Consider the following 12,928-nt stretch of genomic DNA (forward strand, 5'->3'; position numbering starts at 1 on the left):
GCTGACCTGCGGGCCACCCCCGTCATCACGTTTTCACACCGTCCTGAACACATGTAGGCCCCCATGCCCGACTCACCGCGCCCCCTTGCGGTCACCCTGCAAGTCGTTTCCATCGTTCTCTTCACCTTCATCGGCTACCTGAACATCGGCATTCCACTGGCCGTGCTACCTGGCTATGTGCATAACGACCTGGGCTTCAGCGCCGTGGTCGCTGGCCTGGTGATCAGCGTGCAATACCTGGCCACCCTGCTCAGCCGCCCTACCGCCAGCCGCATCATCGACAACCACGGCAGCAAGAAAGCCGTGATGTACGGCCTTGCCGGCTGCGGCCTCAGCGGGGTGTTCATGCTGGCGTGCGCCTTCCTCACCCACCTGCCCTGGCTGAGCCTGGCTTGCCTGCTGGTCGGCCGCCTGGTACTGGGCAGCGCTGAAAGCTTGGTGGGGTCGGGTGCGATCGGCTGGGGTATCGGCCGGGTAGGCGCCGCCAACACAGCCAAGGTCATTTCCTGGAACGGCATCGCCAGCTATGGCGCACTGGCCATCGGCGCTCCACTGGGCGTGCTGATGGTCAAGGGGCTGGGGTTGTGGAGCATGGGTGTGAGCATCATCCTGCTGTGCATCATCGGCCTGCTGCTGGCCTGGCCCAAGCAGGCCGCCCCCATCGTCAGCGGCGTACGCCTGCCATTCCTGCGGGTGCTGGGCAAGGTGTTCCCGCATGGTTCGGGCCTGGCCCTGGGCTCGATCGGCTTCGGTACCATCGCCACCTTCATCACCCTGTACTACGCCAGCCGAGGCTGGTCCGATGCGGCGTTGACCCTGAGCCTGTTCGGCGCCAGCTTCATCAGCGCGCGGCTGCTGTTCGGCAACCTGATAAACCGTATCGGCGGCTTCAGGGTGGCAATCGCCTGCCTGTCGGTGGAAACACTCGGGCTGCTGATGCTGTGGCTGGCCCCCAGTGCCGAAATGGCCTTGGCGGGTGCAGCACTGAGCGGGTTTGGTTTCTCGCTGGTGTTCCCGGCGCTGGGCGTGGAGGCAGTGAACCAGGTGTCGGCGGCCAACCGTGGGGCCGCGGTTGGGGCGTATTCACTGTTCATCGATTTGTCGCTGGGGGTGACCGGACCACTGGTGGGCGCGGTGGCGGCGGGGTTCGGGTTTGCTTCGATGTTTCTGTTTGCGGCGACTGCCGCAGCTTGCGGGCTGGTGTTGAGCTTGTATCTGTACAGACAAGCGCGGCGGCATCGAGATCATTGAAAGCAGGGGGCGCTTTGCGCCCCCGAGGCCCTGAAGGTTAACGCTGGGCGTACTGCAGCACCACTTCCAGCGGGTGGCGCATCTTGCGTTCGGTCATGCGCTTGACCTGACTACGGCACGAATAACCGGTCGCCAGCGGCTCTCCTTCCTTGTCCAGCTTGGTCGCCCAGCTCTGCTCGAAGATGGTCCGCGAGGTTTCCTGATTGCGCGCTTCGTGCCCATAAGTGCCGGACATGCCGCAGCACCCCGTGGCCTCGGTCACCAGCTTCAGCCCCAAACGGGCAAACACCTGCTCCCACTGCTTGGTACTGGCCGGCACGTTGGTCTTCTCGGTGCAGTGTGCCATCAAGCGGAAGTTACCCGGTGCGGTCGACGCCTGCTCAGGCAGCACATTCATCAGCCACTCCTGCGGCAACAGCACCTGCGGGCAACCTTCCAGGCCCGGCACCTTCTGGTACTCCTGGCGATACACCAGGGTCATCGCCGGGTCCAGGCCTACCAGCGGCACCCCGCATTCGGCCAGGGCCTTGAGCTGGGTGGCGTTGCGGATCGCCGCCTTGGCAAACGCACCCAGGAAGCCCTGCACGTGCAGCGGTTTGCCGTTGGCGCTGTAAGGCGCCAGGAACACCCGGTGGCCCAGGCGATGGGCCAGGTCGATGAAGGCCGACAGCAGCGGCGTTTCAAAGTAGCGAGTGAAGGCATCCTGCACCAGCACGATGCTGCGCTCGCGCTGGGCCGGGGTCAGCTCGCGCAGTGTCGGCACCGTGGCCACGCCAACGCGGCAGCGGGTCAGGGTGGCCTGGAAGTTGAAGCGGCTGATCAGCGGGCTGTCGACCATCCCCACCTTGTCGGCCAGCAGCTTGCTCACCCACTTCGAGCCCATCACGGCGTTGTACAGCCCCGGCGCATGGGCCAGGTACGGGATGGTGAACTCCAGCGAGCCAATCAGGTAGTCACGCAGCGGGCGCTGGTAGCGACCGTGATACAGCTCGAGGAAGCGCGAGCGGAAGTCCGGCACGTTAACCTTGATCGGGCACTGCCCGGCGCACGACTTGCACGCCAGGCAGCCGGCCATGGCGTCGTATACCTCATGGGAAAAGTCTTCCTGGCCCTGGCTGCGTGCGCGGTTATTGCGCAGGCGCGCCGGCAGGCCCTTGAGCCACGACACCTTGCTACGCGCCGCCGCCAGCACGTCGATGTTCGCCTCGCCCTGCAGGCGCAGCCACTCGCGCATCAGCGAGGCGCGGCCCTTGGGCGAATGCTGGCGTTCGCGGGTAGCTTTCCAGGATGGGCACATGGCGTCGTTGGGGTCGTAGTTGTAGCAGGCGCCGTTGCCGTTGCAGTGCACTGCACTGGGGAAGTCCTGCCACACGCGCTCGTCGATGGTACGGTCGAGGTCGCCGCGCAGGGTCACGCCATCGACCGGAGTCAGGCCCTCTGAGCTGCCCAGTGGGGTGCAGATCTTGCCGGGATTGAGCTGGTTGTGCGGGTCGAACGCACCCTTCAGACGCTGCAGCGCCGGGTACAGCTCGCCGAAGTACTCCGGCACGTATTCCGAGCGCAGGCCCTTGCCGTGCTCGCCCCACAGCAGGCCGCCGTAGCTTTTGGTCAGAGCGGCAACGGCGTCGGAAATCGGCTTGACCAATGCGGCCTGCGCCGGGTCTTTCATGTCCAGTGCCGGGCGCACGTGCAGCACGCCGGCATCGACATGGCCGAACATGCCGTAGGCCAGGCCGTAGCCATCGAGCAGCGCGCGGAAATCGGCGATGTAGTCGGCCAACTGCTCCGGCGGTACGGCGGTGTCTTCAACGAACGGCTGCGGGCGTACCTCGCCTTCGACGTTGCCCAGCAGCCCTACCGAACGTTTACGCATGGTGTACACGCGAGTGACTGCCTCCGCCCCCTCGGCAAGGGTGTGGCCCAGGCGCTCGACGCTGGTATCGCTTTGCAGGTGCTGGATGAACGCCTGCACCTTGGCGTTGACCTCAGCCGGCTCGTCGCCACAGAACTCCACCAGGTTGATACCCAGGGTCGGGCGCTCGGGGTCGGCCGGGAAGTACTCGGCAACGCTGTGCCAGACGATGTCTTTCATCGCCAGCATCAGCACCTTGGAATCAACCGTCTCGATCGACAGCGGCTTGTGCGCCATCAGCGCATTAGCGTCGCGCAGCGCGTCCATGAAGCTGGTGTAGCGTACGTTGACCAGCACCGCGTACCTGGGGATCGGCAATACGTTGAGCTTGGCTTCGACCACGTAGCCCAGCGAGCCCTCGGCGCCACACAACACGCTGTTGAGGTTGAAGCGCCCCTGCTCGTCGCGCAGGTGCGCGAGGTCGTAGCCGGTCAGGCAACGGTTGAGCTTGGGGAAGGTGGTTTCGATCAATTCGCCCTGGGTTTGCTGAATGTCCCGGGCCATGCGGTACACCTCGCCGACCCGGCCGGGCGCGGCACAGGCTTGCTCCAGCGCGGCATCGTCGATCGGCAGGCTGTGCAGGCGCTCACCACCGAGCAGCACGCTGTGCAGCTCCAGTACGTGATCGCGGGTTTTGCCGTAGGTGCAACTGCCCTGGCCACTGGCGTCGGTGTTGATCATGCCGCCAACCGTGGCGCGGTTGGAGGTGGACAGCTCAGGGGCGAAGAACAGCCCGTGCGGCTTGAGCGCAGCATTGAGCTGGTCCTTGACCGTACCGGCCTGCACCCGTACCCAACGCTCCTCGACGTTGATTTCGAGGATCTTGTTCATGTGCCGCGACAAGTCGACGACGATACCGTCGGTCAGCGACTGCCCGTTGGTGCCAGTGCCACCGCCGCGCGGGGTCAGCTTGACCTGCTGGAAGCGCGGCTCGCCCATCAGCGTGGCGACCCGCGCCACATCGTCGGCATCCAGCGGAAACACCGCCGCTTGCGGCAAGCGCTGGTAGATCGAGTTGTCGGTGGCCAGCACGGTGCGGGTAGCGTAGTCAGCACTGATCTGGCCACGGAAGCCGCTGTTGCGCAGGGCTTCGAGGAATTCGGGGTAATTGGCGCTCGGTGCAACGGTCGACAGCTGGGCGATCATCGAAGGATGGCCTCTTGATATTGGCTTATTCACGGGATTCCTGTCGCTCCGGCATGGGTTGATGCATGCAGGGATGACGTATAGGCCAATATTCCTGTAGTTTCGCTTCAGGGGCAAATGGATAATCCTGCCGCTATCAATGACTTTTATGAATGAATTACCGCCACCTGACCCCATCCATGTCGTTGCTGCTGGCTTTCGAGGCCGCCGCCCGGCATGAAAGCTACACCCGCGCCGCTGCCGAACTGTCACTGACCCAGAGCGCGGTTAGCCGCCAGGTGCAGGCGCTGGAGCAGCAGCTGGGCCTGACCTTGTTCCGCCGTGAGGGGCGCCAAGTACAGCTGACCGATGTCGGCCGCCTGTACCAGCGTGAGCTCAGCGAGGCGCTGGGGCGCATCCGCAGCGCCACCCTGCAGGCGCTGGCCTACCAGTCGGGGGTGGGCACCTTGCGCCTGGCCACCCTGCCTACCTTCGGTTCGAAATGGCTATTGCCGAGGCTGCATGCGTTCTACAGTGCCCATCCGGGCATGCTGGTACACATTCATTCACGCATCGAAGCCATCAACTTCGACACCAGCGAAATCGACGCTGCCATCGGCGTGGCCAGCCACGACCTGCCGGGGCTGATCTGCCATCGCCTGCATGCCGAGGAACTGGTGGTGATCCTGCCGCCCGAGGCTGGCGCGGCCAGCCAGAACTGGAGCCCGACAAGGATCAGTGAAGAGGTGTTGTTGAATGTGGCCAACAACCCACACGCCTGGGGCGAGTGGTTTTCGCACCATGGCCTGCCGCACCGGTCGATGCGCCTGGGCCCGAGTTTCGAACTGACCTCGCACCTGATCCAGGCGGTGCGCGCCGGGATTGGTATCGGGCTGGTGCCGCGCATTCTGGTGGAGGAAGAGTTGGCCAAAGGTGAGCTGTACAGCCCGGGGGTGGCGTTTGCCAGCCAGCGCAGTTATTACCTGATCTACCCGCCCAGGAATGAGGCCTTGCCTTCGCTACGGGCATTCAGGAGCTGGTTGCTGGAGCAAATCTGAAGCACAGGCAACGAAAAACCCCAAGCCGGTCACCAGACTTGGGGTTTCTGCATGCTGCCGCAGCTACGTTACTTGGCCACGTGACCCGCAGCACCACCGGCATTGAGCTTGCGGCGCGGCTTGACCATGTAGATCACAAACATCCCGAACAGCCAGAACGGAATGGCATACACCGACACCTGAATACCCGGGATCATCAGCATGATGCCAAGGATCAGCACCACGAAGGCCAGCACCAGGTAGTTGCCGTAGGGGTACCACAGCGCCTTGAACAGCGGCTTCTGGCCGGTACGGTCGAGGTGCTGACGGAACTTCAGGTGCGAATAGCTGATCATCGCCCAGTTGATCACCAGGGTCGCCACTACCAGCGACATCAGCAGCTCCAAGGCGTTCTGAGGCATCAGGTAGTTGAGCAGCACGGCGACGAAGGTAAAGGCAGCCGACACCAGGATCGAACGCACTGGCACGCCACGCTTGTCGACTTTGGCCAGCGACGCCGGGGCATCGCCCTGCTCGGCCATGCCCAACAGCATGCGGGCATTGCAGTAGGTGCCGCTGTTGTACACCGACAGCGCAGCGGTCAGTACCACGAAGTTCAACAGGTGGGCGGCCACGTCACTGCCCAGCAGCGAGAACACCTGCACGAACGGGCTGCTGCCGTAGCTGCCACCCGAGGCATCGATGCTGGCGACCAGGTTGTCCCACGGGGTCAGCGACAGCAGCACCACCAAGGCACCCACATAGAAGATCAGGATGCGGTAGATGACCTGGTTGATCGCTTTGGGGATCACGGACTTCGGCTTGTCGGCCTCGGCGGCGGTAAAGCCGAGCATTTCCAGGCCACCAAAGGAGAACATGATGAACGCCAGGGCCATCACCAGCCCGCTGACACCGTTCGGGAAGAAGCCGCCATGGGACCACAGGTTGGCGACAGTGGCGTCCGGGCCGCCGCTGCCGCTGGTGAGCAGGTAGGCACCCAGGCCGATCATGCTGACGATGGCGACCACCTTGATGATGGCAAACCAGAATTCAGCTTCACCGAAGAACTTCACGTTCATCAGGTTGATGGCGTTGATCAGCACGAAGAACGCCGCCGCCGTGACCCAGGTAGGGATTTCCGGCCACCAGTAGTGAACATACTTGCCGACCGCCGAAAGCTCCGACATGCCCACCAGGATGTACAGCACCCAGCAGTTCCAGCCCGACAGGAAGCCGGCGAAACCACCCCAGTAGGTATGGGCGAAATGGCTGAACGAGCCGGCCACCGGCTCTTCGACGATCATTTCGCCAAGCTGGCGCATGATCATGAAGGCGATGAAACCGCAAATGGCGTAGCCAAGAATCATTGACGGGCCGGCGGATTTCATCACGCCTGCCGAGCCGAGGAACAGGCCAGTACCAATCGCACCACCCAGGGCGATCAATTGGATATGGCGGTTCTTCAGGCCCCGCTTTAGCTCGCCTGAATGCATGTTTTGTCCACTCATGAACGAAGTCACCTGCATTGTTTTTATCTGTGACGGAATCGGACCCACCGCGCTCGTGGCGCAGCGGAATGGGCAAGGTGGTTACCTTGGGTTTCTTGACCTCAGGTGCCGCCGGGGCGGGTCAACCAGGCGTGATCAAGAGTGCGCGGTACGCAAAAGGGTCACAGGTAAAACGCGGCGCACTGTATACCCCTGCAAGCGCGCAGGCGTCAACGCGTTGCGTCCTTCCATCCGGAAAAAACGCAGCGATCCTGTGGTGTGGGCCTTGAAAGGCGGAGTGATCGGCGTACATGGCGCCTCCATTTGTTGTTTTGTCAGCCCGGCTCTGTGGATGGGCTCTTGCACACGGCAATGGCGGCTATAACACCGTGGGGACGGGGGTTTGGGCAAGGGCGAGCAGTGCCGCTACGGCTGCTTTGGCCTGCGGGCGCCGGCAAGGTTTGTTTACAGGATCGGATGCGATCTGAAATGCAGACTGAAAACGGCTGCATTCGTAAAAATTTCTTTACAAGCCGGTTCAAGAACTTGCCAGTCGTCAGAAAAATTCTTTTTGTTCAATATCTTGGGGCTGCTGCGCAGCCTCAGGTTTCCACAGACATAAAAAAACCAGCCCGAAGGCTGGTTTCTTGGTTACCACACCGGCTTGTCAGCCACGCGGCTTGCCGCGGCCACGGCCTGCCGGCTTGTCACCCTCCGGCTTGCCCGGACGCTTGCGCATTTCGCTCGGACGCTCGGCCACCGTGCTGCCACGGGTGTTCTTACGCGGGGCCTCTTCACGCGGTTGGCGCGCCGGGCGCTCGCCGGTGGCTGCACCTTCGTGAGCCGGGCGCAGGTTGCGCACGCGCTCACCACGGCCCAGCGGGCGGGTCGACTTGCGCTGCAGGCGCTCCATCTTGTCCTTGGCCTTGAGCTTCATGGCAGGCAGCGCGACTGGCTGCAGGCCCACTTCGGCGGCGAGGATGTCGATTTCACCCTGGGTCATTTCACGCCAGCGGCCCATCGGCAGGTCGGAGTTGAGGAACACCGGACCGAAACGCACACGCTTCAGGCGGCTGACCACCATGCCCTGGGATTCCCACAGGCGACGCACTTCACGGTTACGGCCTTCCATCACCACGCAGTGGTACCAGTGGTTGAAGCCTTCGCCACCCGGTGCCTTCTGGATGTCGGTGAACTTCGCCGGGCCGTCTTCCAGCATCACCCCGGCTTTCAGGCGTTCGATCATCTCGTCGTCGACTTCACCACGCACACGCACCGCGTACTCACGGTCCATCTCGTAGGACGGGTGCATCAGGCGGTTGGCCAGCTCACCGTCGGTGGTGAACAGCAGCAACCCGGTGGTGTTGATGTCGAGGCGGCCGATGTTGATCCAGCGGCCTTCTTTTGGCCGTGGCAGGCGGTCGAACACGGTCGGGCGGCCTTCCGGGTCGTCACGGGTGCAGATTTCGCCATCGGGCTTGTTGTACATGATCACCCGGCGGGTGGCCTCGGCGGCTTCCTCGCGCTTGATCAGCTTGCCGTCAACGGCAATGGCATCGTGCAGGTCGACGCGCTGGCCGAGGGTGGCCTCGACGCCGTTGACCTTGATGCGGCCCTGGCTGATCCAGGCCTCGACGTCACGGCGCGAGCCCACGCCAATGCGCGCCAGCACTTTCTGCAGCTTTTCGCCGGATGGAGGGGTGATTTCGGTATCTTGCAGGTCTTGCTCACTCATCTGGGCACCTCCCGGTGTAGGAATGAAAACAGGTTCTTGGCGACGAACGCGCCAAAAGGTCGCGCATCATACGCGGTTCAGGGGGATAACGCACTGGAGGGTAGAGGGTTTTATGGGCTTTGGCAGGGGTTTCTGCCTAATGGTGGTGCATTGGCAGTGCCGGCCCTTTCGCGGGTAAACCCGCCCCCACAGGTACTGCATCACTTTCAAGGCCTGTGGTATCCCTGTGGGAGCGGGTTTACCCGCGAAGAGGCCGTCACAGGCAGCAGCAGGTCAGGGCTGCAACTTGCCCTCTTCTTCCGCGGAAGCCTCAGGCTCATCCTCGCGCAAGTCATCAAAATCGGTCTTCAGCCCCTCTTCCATGGCATCCAGCTCCACCAACAGGCTACGGAAGCTGGTCTCTTCCTTCGGCTCGCCAGCCTCTTCCTCCTCGCCCAGGCTGGCATCCGCCAACGCCTGCAAGTGCGCCGGCACTGGCGCATCGTCCGGGTCGAGCAGCGGCTCGGGCTCCATTTCGCGCAACTCGGCCAAAGCCGGCAGCTCCTCTAGGCTCTTGAGGTTGAAATGGTCGAGAAACGCCTTGGTGGTGGCGAACATCGCCGGCCGACCAGGTACTTCCCGATAGCCCACCACGCGGATCCACTCGCGCTCCATCATGGTCTTGATGATGTTGCTGTTCACTGCAACACCCCGCACGTCTTCAATCTCGCCACGGGTGATCGGTTGGCGGTAGGCGATCAAGGCCAAGGTTTCGAGCAACGCACGCGAATAGCGTTGCGGGCGTTCTTCCCACAGGCGCCCGACCCAGGGCGCATAGTCCTCGCGGATCTGCAGGCGGTAACCGCTGGCCACTTCCTTGAGCTCGAAGGCACGGCCGCTGCACGACTTGCCCAGTACCTCCAGGGCCTGCTTGAACACGTGCGGCTCGGGACGCTCGGCCTCATCGAGCAGCTCGTACAGGCGCTCCAGGGATTGCGGCTTGCCCGATGCCAGCAAAAAAGCTTCGATCAGCGACGCCAGGTCGCGGGGGTCATTCAAATTCATCAGGTTCTTCAACAAGCGCCGGGCGAAGCCGCACATGGATGGCGGCGAAGGGTTCATTCTGCACCAGTTCGATCAGCGATTCCTTCACCAGTTCGAGCACCGCCATGAAGGTGACCACCACCCCCAGCTTGCCCTCTTCGGCGGCGAACAGCTCGACGAATGGCACGAACGCACCGCCCTTGAGGCGCTCCAGTACCTGGCTCATGCGCTCGCGGGTGGACAGCGTCTCACGACTGATCTGATGGCTTTCAAACAGGTCGTTGCGTCGCATCACCTCGGCCATGGACATCAGCAACTCTTCCAGGCTGACCTGCGGCAACAGCTTGCGCACCTTGGCCTGCGGTGCTTCCAGGCGCGGCACCACGACATCGCGCCCCACCCGTGGCAGTTCATCGATGCCCTCGGCCGCGGCCTTGAAACGCTCGTACTCCTGCAGGCGGCGAATCAGTTCGGCACGCGGGTCGCCCTCTTCCTCCTCGACGTCGGCAGAGCGCGGCAGCAGCATGCGCGACTTGATCTCGGCGAGCATGGCGGCCATCACCAGGTACTCGGCGGCCAGTTCCAGGCGCACGCTTTTCATCAATTCCACGTAGCCCATGTACTGCCGGGTAATCTCGGCCACGGGGATGTCGAGGATGTCGATGTTCTGCTTGCGGATCAGGTACAGCAACAGGTCCAGCGGGCCTTCGAAGGCTTCGAGGATGACTTCCAGGGCGTCTGGTGGGATGTACAGGTCCAGCGGCAGTTCGGTCAGGGCTTCGCCGTAGACCAAAGCCAGTTGCAGTTGCCGAGGCAACTCGGCCTGTTCGGCCGGTGCCTCGGGCGCTTCCACCTGGCTCACGCGTTGACCAGGAACGGCGTGGGGTCGCCGCAACCTTCGCGGATCAGTTCCGGTTCGTCGCCGGACAGGTCGATGATGGTCGACGCCTTGAGATCGCCGAAGCCGCCGTCGATCACCAGGTCGACATGGTGCTCCAGCCGCTCACGGATCTCGTAGGGGTCGGTCATCGGCTCGCTGTCGCCCGGCAGGATCAGGCTCACGCTCATCAGTGGCTCGCCCAACTCGGCCAGCAAGGCCAGGGTAATGACGTGGTTCGGTACACGCAGCCCGATGGTGCGGCGCTTGTCGTGCAACAGCAGGCGCGGCACTTCACGCGTGCCGTTGAGAATGAACGTGTAAGGCCCCGGTACATGCGCCTTGAGCAGGCGAAAAGTGCCGGTATCGACCTTGGCGTACAAGCCCAGTTGCGACATGTCGCAGCACATCAGGGTGAAGTTGTGCGTCTTGTCCAGCCCGCGCAGGCGCCGCACCCGCTCGATGGCGTTCTTGTCGCCCATCTGGCAACCCAGGGCATAGGCCGAATCCGTCGGATACACCACCACCCCCCCCTTGCGGATGATCTCGACGGCCTGTTTTATCAAGCGCGCCTGTGGGTTCTCCGGATGAATCTGGAAAAATTGGCTCACGTAGTCGTCCTGTTCATAGCGCCAAAGGCTGTTCATGGCTGAATCGACGCCACAAAGGTGGCAGGTCCTCGGGCAAAGGCCGATAGGCACCAATCTCGCCCCAGGTGCCGGGGCCGTGGAAGTCACTGCCAGCGCTTGCCAGCAGGCCGAACTCACGGGTAAGGATGGACATGGTGCCCACTTGCTCGGCAGGCATCATCCCATTGACCACCTCAAGCGCCTGCCCTCCTGCCTGAATATAGTCGGCAATCAGCCGTCTGCGCTTGCTGCGGGTCAGATCGTAATGCATGGGATGCGCCAGGCTTACCCAAGCGTTGGACTGCCTTAGCGTGGCAACGGTTTCGTCAAGGGACGGCCAGTGCTGCTTGACGTCGCCCAGCTTACCGGCGCCCAGCCACTTGCGAAACGCTTCGCCCCGGTCCTTGACGTGCCCGGCACGCACCAGGTGCTCGGCAAAATGCGGGCGCGCCGGTGCGTTGCCGCTGTCACCCAGTTCTTGCTGAACGGCGCGCGCACCTTCAAGGGTGCCGGGCATGCCTTTGCCCGCCAGCCGTTTGTCTATTTCTTCGGCGCGCAACCAGCGGCCGCGGTGCAATGCCTCGATCGCAGCCAGCAACGGCGGTGCGTCGAGCGGGAAGTCATAGCCCAGCACATGGATGGTCGCACCACCCCAGGTGCAGGACAACTCTACCCCGCTGACCCAGCGCATACCCAGGTCAACGCAGGCCTGGCGCGCTTCGGGCAGGCCTTCGATGGTGTCATGGTCAGTCAGTGCCAGCGTTTGCACCCCGTGCTCATGGGCCCGGGCAACCAGTACCGTAGGCGACAGGGCGCCGTCGGAGGCCGTGCTGTGACAGTGCAGATCAACATTCATGGGGGAGCGCTTTCGCTGGATTCGATGTTTGTTATTATGCCGTCACATCCCGATTCTGGCTGCCATTGTGAAACAATTCATCGATTTCATCCCGCTGCTGCTGTTCTTCATCGTCTACAAGCTCGACCCGCGCCCCATGGAGGTCGCCGGCCACAGCTTCGAATTCGGCGGTATCTACAGCGCCACGGCCATGCTGATCATCAGCTCGCTGGTGGTGTACGGTGCGCTGTTCCTGCGCCAGCGCAAGCTGGAAAAGGGCCAGTGGCTGACCCTGATCGCCTGCCTGGTGTTTGGCGGCCTGACCCTGACCTTCCACAGCGAAACCTTCCTCAAGTGGAAAGCACCCGTGGTGAACTGGTTGTTCGCCCTGGGCTTTGCCGGCAGCCACTTCATCGGCGACCGGGTGCTGATCAAGCGCATCATGGGCCATGCCCTGACCCTGCCGGATGCCATCTGGTCGCGCTTGAACCTGGCGTGGATCGCTTTCTTCCTGTTCTGCGGCGCGGCCAACCTGTTCGTCGCCTTCACCTTCCAGGACTTCTGGGTGGACTTCAAGGTGTTCGGCAGCCTGGGCATGACCGTGATCTTCCTGGTGGCGCAAGGCGTGTACCTGTCGCGCCACCTGCACGACGACCCTTCTACCTCCAAACCCAAGGATTGACATGCTCTACGCCATTATCGCCAGCGACGTCGCAAACTCCCTGGAAAAGCGCCTGGCTGCCCGCCCGGCGCACATCGAACGCCTGCAGCAGCTCAAGGCCGAAGGCCGCGTAGTGCTGGCCGGCCCACACCCGGCCATCGACAGCAACGACCCGGGCGAAGCAGGGTTCAGCGGTAGCCTGATCGTTGCCGAATTCGAATCGCTGGCGGCGGCGCAGGCCTGGGCCGATGCCGATCCGTACATTGCCGCAGGCGTCTACGACAAGGTAGTGGTCAAGCCGTTCAAGCAAGTACTGCCCTGATCTGAAGCCGCACAGCTTTTTTGCGCTCAAGCCC

At 63.0% G+C, this 12,928-nt stretch carries 11 protein-coding genes; 4 read left to right on the forward strand and 7 right to left on the reverse strand.

Annotation, left to right across the window (positions count from 1 at the left end; translation table 11 throughout):
• The first annotated feature begins 63 nt into the window (after positions 1–63).
• Complete coding sequence (locus tag APH42_RS06010; protein ID WP_012273575.1) at positions 64–1,251, forward strand: MFS transporter; 1,188 nt, start codon at positions 64–66, stop codon at positions 1,249–1,251.
• A gap of 37 nt (positions 1,252–1,288) precedes the next feature.
• Here APH42_RS06010 and APH42_RS06015 read toward each other — a convergent pair whose 3' ends face one another.
• Positions 1,289–4,309: an FAD-binding and (Fe-S)-binding domain-containing protein gene (locus tag APH42_RS06015; protein WP_060492932.1), complete on the reverse strand. Its 3,021-nt coding sequence runs from the start codon at positions 4,307–4,309 to the stop codon at positions 1,289–1,291.
• A 152-nt stretch (positions 4,310–4,461) separates the two neighbouring features.
• On the opposite strand from APH42_RS06015, the gene APH42_RS06020 reads away from it, so the two are divergent.
• A complete protein-coding gene (locus APH42_RS06020) occupies positions 4,462–5,346 on the forward strand; it encodes a LysR substrate-binding domain-containing protein (protein ID WP_012273577.1) in 885 nt (294 codons plus the stop codon).
• A gap of 68 nt (positions 5,347–5,414) precedes the next feature.
• Here APH42_RS06020 and APH42_RS06025 read toward each other — a convergent pair whose 3' ends face one another.
• The 6 genes from APH42_RS06025 to APH42_RS06050 form a co-directional block, all read right to left on the reverse strand.
• A complete protein-coding gene (locus APH42_RS06025; RefSeq protein WP_176729487.1) occupies positions 5,415–6,833 on the reverse strand; it encodes an amino acid permease in 1,419 nt (472 codons plus the stop codon).
• A gap of 646 nt (positions 6,834–7,479) precedes the next feature.
• Positions 7,480–8,547: a 23S rRNA pseudouridine(2605) synthase RluB gene (rluB, locus tag APH42_RS06030; RefSeq protein WP_060492934.1), complete on the reverse strand. Its 1,068-nt coding sequence runs from the start codon at positions 8,545–8,547 to the stop codon at positions 7,480–7,482.
• Positions 8,548–8,820: 273 nt separating this feature from the next.
• Complete coding sequence (scpB, locus tag APH42_RS06035; RefSeq protein WP_012273580.1) at positions 8,821–9,591, reverse strand: SMC-Scp complex subunit ScpB; 771 nt, start codon at positions 9,589–9,591, stop codon at positions 8,821–8,823.
• Complete coding sequence (locus APH42_RS06040; RefSeq protein WP_171577266.1) at positions 9,578–10,303, reverse strand: ScpA family protein; 726 nt, start codon at positions 10,301–10,303, stop codon at positions 9,578–9,580. Before APH42_RS06040 ends, scpB begins: the two co-directional genes overlap by 14 nt.
• 125 nt (positions 10,304–10,428) lie before the next feature.
• Positions 10,429–11,058, reverse strand: a complete 630-nt coding sequence (locus APH42_RS06045; RefSeq protein WP_041166767.1) for an L-threonylcarbamoyladenylate synthase — start codon at positions 11,056–11,058, stop codon at positions 10,429–10,431.
• A gap of 13 nt (positions 11,059–11,071) precedes the next feature.
• The gene (locus APH42_RS06050) at positions 11,072–11,932 is read right to left on the reverse strand and encodes a PHP domain-containing protein (RefSeq protein WP_012273583.1); all 861 of its coding nucleotides are present in this window, start codon (positions 11,930–11,932) and stop codon (positions 11,072–11,074) included.
• Between the two features lie 67 nt (positions 11,933–11,999).
• Here APH42_RS06050 and APH42_RS06055 point away from each other — a divergent pair, with 67 nt between their 5' ends.
• The gene (locus APH42_RS06055) at positions 12,000–12,593 is read left to right on the forward strand and encodes a septation protein A (protein ID WP_060492935.1); all 594 of its coding nucleotides are present in this window, start codon (positions 12,000–12,002) and stop codon (positions 12,591–12,593) included.
• Position 12,594: 1 nt separating this feature from the next.
• On the forward strand, positions 12,595–12,894 hold the full coding sequence (locus tag APH42_RS06060; RefSeq protein ID WP_012273585.1) for a YciI family protein: 300 nt from the start codon (positions 12,595–12,597) through the stop codon (positions 12,892–12,894).
• Positions 12,895–12,928 lie beyond the last annotated feature (34 nt).

The organism is Pseudomonas sp. NBRC 111140, assembly GCF_001320885.1.
GTDB lineage: Bacteria > Pseudomonadota > Gammaproteobacteria > Pseudomonadales > Pseudomonadaceae > Aquipseudomonas > Aquipseudomonas putida_P.

Coding starts and splice junctions, on each gene's coding strand:
- APH42_RS06010 (WP_012273575.1), top strand. CDS start 64: ATGCCCGACTCACCGCGCCCCCTTGCGGTCACCCTGCAAGTCGTTTCC.
- APH42_RS06015 (WP_060492932.1), bottom strand. CDS start 4,309: ATGATCGCCCAGCTGTCGACCGTTGCACCGAGCGCCAATTACCCCGAA.
- APH42_RS06020 (WP_012273577.1), top strand. CDS start 4,462: ATGAATTACCGCCACCTGACCCCATCCATGTCGTTGCTGCTGGCTTTC.
- APH42_RS06025 (WP_176729487.1), bottom strand. CDS start 6,833: ATGAGTGGACAAAACATGCATTCAGGCGAGCTAAAGCGGGGCCTGAAG.
- rluB (WP_060492934.1), bottom strand. CDS start 8,547: ATGAGTGAGCAAGACCTGCAAGATACCGAAATCACCCCTCCATCCGGC.
- scpB (WP_012273580.1), bottom strand. CDS start 9,591: ATGAATTTGAATGACCCCCGCGACCTGGCGTCGCTGATCGAAGCTTTT.
- APH42_RS06050 (WP_012273583.1), bottom strand. CDS start 11,932: ATGAATGTTGATCTGCACTGTCACAGCACGGCCTCCGACGGCGCCCTG.
- APH42_RS06060 (WP_012273585.1), top strand. CDS start 12,595: ATGCTCTACGCCATTATCGCCAGCGACGTCGCAAACTCCCTGGAAAAG.